Raw genomic sequence first — 5,718 nt, 5'->3', positions numbered from 1 at the left:
ACGTCCTCGCCAACACCCCGATCGAAATCCGGTCCGGAAGCCGCTCCTGAGCCGCCTTCACCTCACGTGTCACACCAGCCACACGACGATCTTAACCCACCACAATCACTTAAGGCAGCGGCATTGGCGGCACCCCTGCGGTCACAAACTCCGCCACCGGGTTCATCGAACGAGATCGTTGGCACGTACCCATACAGGTCCGAGTTTCCCGTCTCCGCGTGGTGGGACCTCATCACCGGCGCCACTCGCCAAATCGACCTACTGGGGTACACCCTGTACTTCCTGGCGATGCAGCATCCGGAGCTGGTCGACACACTAAGGAGGAAGTGTGACGACGGATGCGTCGTGCGAGCTGCCATCGCCGACCCGATCTCACCCCATGTCGCCTACCGGGACGCTGAGGAAGACCAGCCCATCACGCTAACCGTGCGAATCAATTCCACGATCAAACATTTCACGCCGCTGTTGGACTGCGAGAACTTCCAAGTCCGCTACCAGGACATCCCGCTGTACAACTCGATCTTCCGATTTGATGACGAGATGCTGGTGACGCCTCACCTCTATGCGACCACCGGAGCTTCGGCTCCGATGCTGCATCTACGCCGTACCGGAAATGGTGGACTGTTCGGCCGATTCGCCAACCACTTCGAAACGGTGTGGTTCAACACCGCACCCGTGGACTGGACATCCTAGGGAGATAACCTATGGCACGAGTTGACTACTACGATGATCCACAAGCACCCGAGCCCAACTCCATTGTGGCAGCCGCATCAGCGATTATCGTCGATGACTCGAACCGAATCTTGCTTCACCGGCGCTCTGACAACGATCTATGGGCACTTCCCGGCGGCGGCATGGAATTCGGTGAATCGATTGCAACAACCGCCGTCCGTGAGGTGCTGGAAGAAACCGGCTTGCATGTCGCGCCCACCTATATAAGCGCCGTGTATTCGGACCCAAAGCATGTATTTGAATATAGTGACGGTGAAGTACGCCAGGAATTCTCCGTCTGCGTTGTCTGTTCGATAAATGGAGGAAGCCTCCGGCTCAGTGATGAGTCGACAGAATTGCGCTTCGTGCCAATAGGCGAGCTTTCACAGCTTAACATGCATCCGCGGATTAGGGTGCGGATAACTGACTATCTGGCTGGGATTCGGGGCGGGCTAAATCCTTCCGCCTGAAATCGACGGTTAGTCCGCGCTGCGGTGACTGGAGTTGCCATGTTGCGAGGAAGGATGCCCGAGTTTCGGATCGATCTCGCAGCCGTGTGTCAGTATGGCTACGAGTTGTGGAGTTAACGCATTCACGTAGTCGAAAGGTGGGCCAACCTTGTAACAGATGGGTACTGAAAGGCGATACCCTGCAAGTCCGCCACGTCCTCGAGCCGGATGTCACCAGCACCATGCAGGACGGTCGCACGCATGTATCCGACTCCTATCGGCCGAGGACCCGGCGCAGCGCGCCGAGGACGAGTTCCACCCGGTCGAGCCGGGCGTTGTGACCCATCAGGCCGATGCGCCACACACTGGTGGCGAACGCGCCCGCACCCGCGCCTATTTCCAGGTTGTACTCCGAGAGGAGAACGTGCCGGATCTTGGCGGAGTCCACGCCGTCGGGGACGCGCACGGTCGTCAGCTCCGGCAGCCGGTGGCCTTCGGCGGCGAACAGGTCCAAGCCGAGCTCGCCGAGTCCTTCCCGCAGCCGCTCCCCCGCGACCCGGTGCCGCTCCCAGACCGCTTCCAGCCCTTCCTCCAGCACCCGGCCGAGCGCGGCGTGCAGCGACGCGATCATGGCCACGGGCGCGGTGTGGTGGTAGGTACGGCCGCCGTTGCTTCCGTCGACGTAAGCGCCGATCAGGTTCAAGTCCAAGTACCAGGTAGGCGGCTTCGACACGCGCCGCTCCCACGCGCGCTCGGACACCGTGAACGGCGCCAGACCCGGCGCGACACCCAGGCACTTCTGGGTGCCGGAGTACGCGACGTCCACACCCCAGTGGTCGATGCTGACCGGGATCCCGGCCAGCGAGGTCACGCAGTCGGCGACGACGAGCGCGCCCGGGTCGCGTGTCGACAGCGAGGGCGCCGATGTCGCTGCGCACGCCGGTCGACGTCTCCGCGTGCACCGCCGCGACGACCTTGGGCGCGGGGTGCGCGGCGAGGACGCGCTCGACGTCGACGGGCTGTCCCCAGTCGTGGTCGACGCGCACGACCTCGCCGCCGTAGCGCCCGGCGACGTCGACCATCCGCTCGCCGAAGAGCCCGTTCACCGCCACGACCACGACGTCACCTGGTCGGACGAAGTTCGCGAACGCGGCCTCCATGCCGATCGAGCCGGTGCCCGACAGCGGCAGGGTGCGGGCGTTCTGCGTGCCCCACACGACCCGCAGGCGCGCGCACGTCTCATCGAGCACGCGCAGGAACTCCGGGTCCAGGTGGCCGAGCAGCGGCGCGCCGAGCGCGGCGGTCGCCTCCGGATACGGGTTCGACGGTCCGGGTCCGAGCAGTACACGGTCAACCAGTGCCATGCCGTGGACTTTACGGACGCGCCGGGGCCTCCGCCGGTACGGGCCCGCTGGGCTCGGGACGGCCCACCACCGACCGGACCATGATCCCCACGGCGTAGGGCACCAGGTCACGCCCACGCCGCCACAGCCACGGGATGCCCTTGATGATCAGCCAGGCGAAGTGCTCGACCTTGTTGGCGGGCCTGCCGCCCTCGCAGACCAGGCTCACCGGGTTCGGCACCGCGCAGCCCGCGGCGGCCAGCAACTCGCCGAAACCGGCGGCGAGCATGCGGTGGCCGAGTTCGGACGGGTGCAGCCGGTCGACCGCCCAGACATCGGGGCCGTAGGCGCCCGGCATCCGGTCAAGATCCAGGCACGGGGCGCCGGTCTCGGCCACGACCTCGTCGATCACCTCGTTGAGGCGGTCGATGCGGCCCTTGAGCGCGCGGCGAAGCGAGCTGGGAAGGCGGAAGACGCGGCTGTGGTCGTGGTAGCGGGCGAGCAGGACCAGCGCGCCTTGGGTGTTGAGCGTGGTCACCACGCGGATGAGGTGCGCGCGCATCTGCTCCGGGTCGAAGTCCGAACGCAGGGTGTCGTTCATCCCGGCGATCAGGATGGCCGCGTCCGGACGCGCCTTGAGCGCTTCCTTGAGTTGCCGGTCGTGGACACACGCTATGCGCGCGCCGGTGAAGGAGAAGTTGTCGACCTGGGCGCCCAGCGCTTGGCCAAGGAGGGGGCCGACACCGCGCCAGCCGCCTCTGGGAAGTGGGTCGCCCACGCCGAAGGTTGTCGAGTCACCGAGGACGGCGAGCCTGCTCGCCGTCCATGCCGTGGAAATCGCCACCGCGGTCACGGGGACAACGATCAGGGGTGAGCGCGCACGGGCGGTGAGATCGGGGTGTCCTGGTAGCGGCGCGTCAGCGAAGAATCGGTGCTCGCGGACGAACCGCGTGCCTTATCGGAACGCTGGGTAGAGTTCTAGCGAGCCGTTTCCGAAGCGTGCCTTCATCGCCACGACGACAGACTCGGCGTGATCGGCGACCGCGCTCGCGCCCGCGCGCTTCGCGGCCTTGGCCAGGTCGACCCAGCGGGCCACCAGCACCTCGCTCTGGTGCGGGGTGTCGACCGCGCCACCCGAGCCGAGCTGGTCGATGTCCGGGACCGTCAGGTACTGCCAGGTGGTCAGCCACACCCAGAAGATCTGGGCGTCAAGCAGCCGCGGCAGCAACACCGCGTCGTCATCGAGGTCCGGCCACATGACTCGGACTTCCGCGCGCCACGCGGCGAGCATGGCGTCGGTCATGCCGGGGGGCAGGGCGTAGGCGCACCAGCAGGACGGGAACGGCACCGTCAGGTAGGCCGCGTCGAACATCATGTTCCGGACGCAGCCGCCCTCGAAGTCGAGGAAACGCACGCCGCGGTTGGTGATCAGGTTGTTGTCGGGGCAGGAGTCCGACGGGCTGAACGCCCGGTGCCTGCTGTTGTCGAGCAACGCCACGGTGCCCAGGGCGAACTCGGCGGCCGCGGGGCTCGTCTCGACACCGAACTCGGCCGCGAGCAACGCGGGCAGGGCGGCGACGGCAGTGGGGCCGTGTTCGGCGAGGGGGTCTTTGGCGTTGGGTGGGCTCTGCCTGCGCAGCAAGGCGTCGAAGTCGGCTTCACGGCCCGCGGTCGTGGCGTGCAAGCGGCCCAGTGACCGGGCCCAGGACAGCAGCGCGCCTTCCGCGGCGCGCGCGTCGGTGCCGTGCAACTTGCCCGCGAGCGTCGGCGCGCGGCCAAGGTCTTCCATGACCAGGAGCCGGGTGTCGCCGTCGTGGGCGAACAGTTCCGGGCACATGCGGTCTTCGGCGGTCAGTGCGGTGAAGAGCTGGTAGCTGACGGCCTCGCGGATCCAGCTGTCACGCGGGGTGGTGCCCGGCGGCTGGACGTAGCGCTTGACGGCGAGGGTGCGCGGGAGGGAGAAGGGGCTCGACGCCACCTTCACCCGTAAGACGATGGAGCGTTCGCTGCCGCCGAGGTCTTCCGGTTCGCCGAGCTGGATCCGGGCCCCGAACCGCTTGGTGAGCACCGACTCCGCGGCGACGACGGTCGCCAGTACCTCCGCCTGCTGGTCCGGTGACGTCACGGTGTCGTTTGTCTCCGGTGGGTCGGCGGCGATCTCCACACTCATCTCCTCTGACCCTACTCCCGATCGTAGGTCCCCTAGGCCGGGCCTTGGGTGTCCCCGAGGACCGTAGTGGTACGCGACGATCCAGAGGGAGGGGGCCGGTCGAGAAATCACGGCGCGAAGCCAGAACGGGTGTCGTGCTCCCAAACCGTGAGACCTTCGTTTGAAATTCGTGGGAACCACGTTTGAAATTCAGCCAGGCGACAATGGGCGCACCGCGTCGTCGGCGAAACGCCTGCTCCGGCGCACCATCAGCACCGCTGAGGCGGCGACCACGATGCCCAGCAGGTTGATCGTCAACTGGCCCGCCGAGTCGAGCACCTTCTGCCATTCGCCGAGGATCGCGGCGACGGAGATATAGCCCGCGGCGGGCACCGTGGTCACCGAGATGAACACACCGACCAGGGCCGCGGACTTCGCCGATGTCATCGACAGCATGCCCGCGGCGCCCGCCAGGACGGCCACGATCAGCGACCACGGGCCGACCTGGTAGACGAAGTCGACCTGGTGGTCGCCGACGATGACGCTCGCGTCGAACAGGCCCGCGGTCCAGCCGAGCCAGGTGCCGCCAGCGGTGATCGCGATGGCCACCAGGAACCCCAACCCCAGCGCCAGGCTCGCGCGACGCACAAGGTCCCACCGCCGCCGGACCAACCCGACCGCGACGGCGGCGAGCGGCCCGAACTCCGGCCCGACCACCATCGCGCCGACGATCGTGATCGGCGAATCGGTGATCACGCCGACCGCGGCCAGCAGGCACGCGATAACGAGAAAGGCCAGGTAGGTGGCATTGAGGCGGGATTCTTCGCCGGTGCGGGAGACCAGTTCCTCCCAGACCACCGCGTCGGCCGCCTCACCGGGAGCGTCGCGCTCGGCGAGGTCTGCGGCGTCGGACATCGCCGTGTCGATCTGCTCGAGGGTGATGCCGCCGGTGTGGTCGATGCCGAGCGAACAGAGCACGGCGAGGATCTCGTCGGCGGCCTCGCGGGCGACGTCGGCTTCGATGACGTCGCCCGCGGGCTGAACCGCGGCACCCGGGAACAGCACG

At 67.1% G+C, this 5,718-nt stretch carries 7 protein-coding genes; 3 read left to right on the top strand and 4 right to left on the bottom strand.

What is annotated here, in order from left to right; all coding sequences use genetic code 11:
* Nucleotides 1-693 (top strand): hypothetical protein (locus ACRDSQ_RS10695; RefSeq protein WP_431420699.1); only part of this gene is annotated, 693 nt, incomplete at its 5' end.
* 11 nt (nt 694-704) lie between these two features.
* Complete coding sequence (locus tag ACRDSQ_RS10690) at nt 705-1,181, top strand: NUDIX domain-containing protein (RefSeq protein WP_431420698.1); 477 nt, start codon at nt 705-707, stop codon at nt 1,179-1,181.
* A 253-nt stretch (nt 1,182-1,434) separates the two neighbouring features.
* On the opposite strand, the gene ACRDSQ_RS10685 is transcribed toward ACRDSQ_RS10690, so the two are convergent.
* Complete coding sequence (locus ACRDSQ_RS10685) at nt 1,435-2,031, bottom strand: pyridoxal-phosphate-dependent aminotransferase family protein (protein WP_431420697.1); 597 nt, start codon at nt 2,029-2,031, stop codon at nt 1,435-1,437.
* On the opposite strand from ACRDSQ_RS10685, the gene ACRDSQ_RS10680 reads away from it, so the two are divergent.
* Entirely contained in the window at nt 2,000-2,608 is a 609-nt protein-coding gene (locus tag ACRDSQ_RS10680) for a hypothetical protein (RefSeq protein WP_431420696.1), read from the top strand. The two genes, ACRDSQ_RS10685 and ACRDSQ_RS10680, sit on opposite strands and share 32 nt — an antisense overlap.
* Here the strand turns inward: ACRDSQ_RS10680 and ACRDSQ_RS10675 are convergent.
* From ACRDSQ_RS10675 to ACRDSQ_RS10665, 3 genes are all read right to left on the bottom strand, one after another.
* Entirely contained in the window at nt 2,535-3,356 is an 822-nt protein-coding gene (locus ACRDSQ_RS10675; RefSeq protein ID WP_431420695.1) for an SGNH/GDSL hydrolase family protein, read from the bottom strand. The two genes, ACRDSQ_RS10680 and ACRDSQ_RS10675, sit on opposite strands and share 74 nt — an antisense overlap.
* A 102-nt stretch (nt 3,357-3,458) precedes the next feature.
* On the bottom strand, nt 3,459-4,673 hold the full coding sequence (locus ACRDSQ_RS10670; protein ID WP_431420694.1) for a hypothetical protein: 1,215 nt from the start codon (nt 4,671-4,673) through the stop codon (nt 3,459-3,461).
* Between the two features lie 189 nt (nt 4,674-4,862).
* Nucleotides 4,863-5,718 (bottom strand): DUF389 domain-containing protein (locus tag ACRDSQ_RS10665; RefSeq protein ID WP_431420693.1); only part of this gene is annotated, 856 nt, incomplete at its 5' end.

Source organism: Actinokineospora sp. (assembly GCF_050699995.1).
In the GTDB taxonomy this organism is placed as follows: domain Bacteria; phylum Actinomycetota; class Actinomycetes; order Mycobacteriales; family Pseudonocardiaceae; genus Actinokineospora.
Note: the sequence above shows the minus strand (reverse complement) of the source record. Positions and strands in the feature narration are given on the sequence as shown.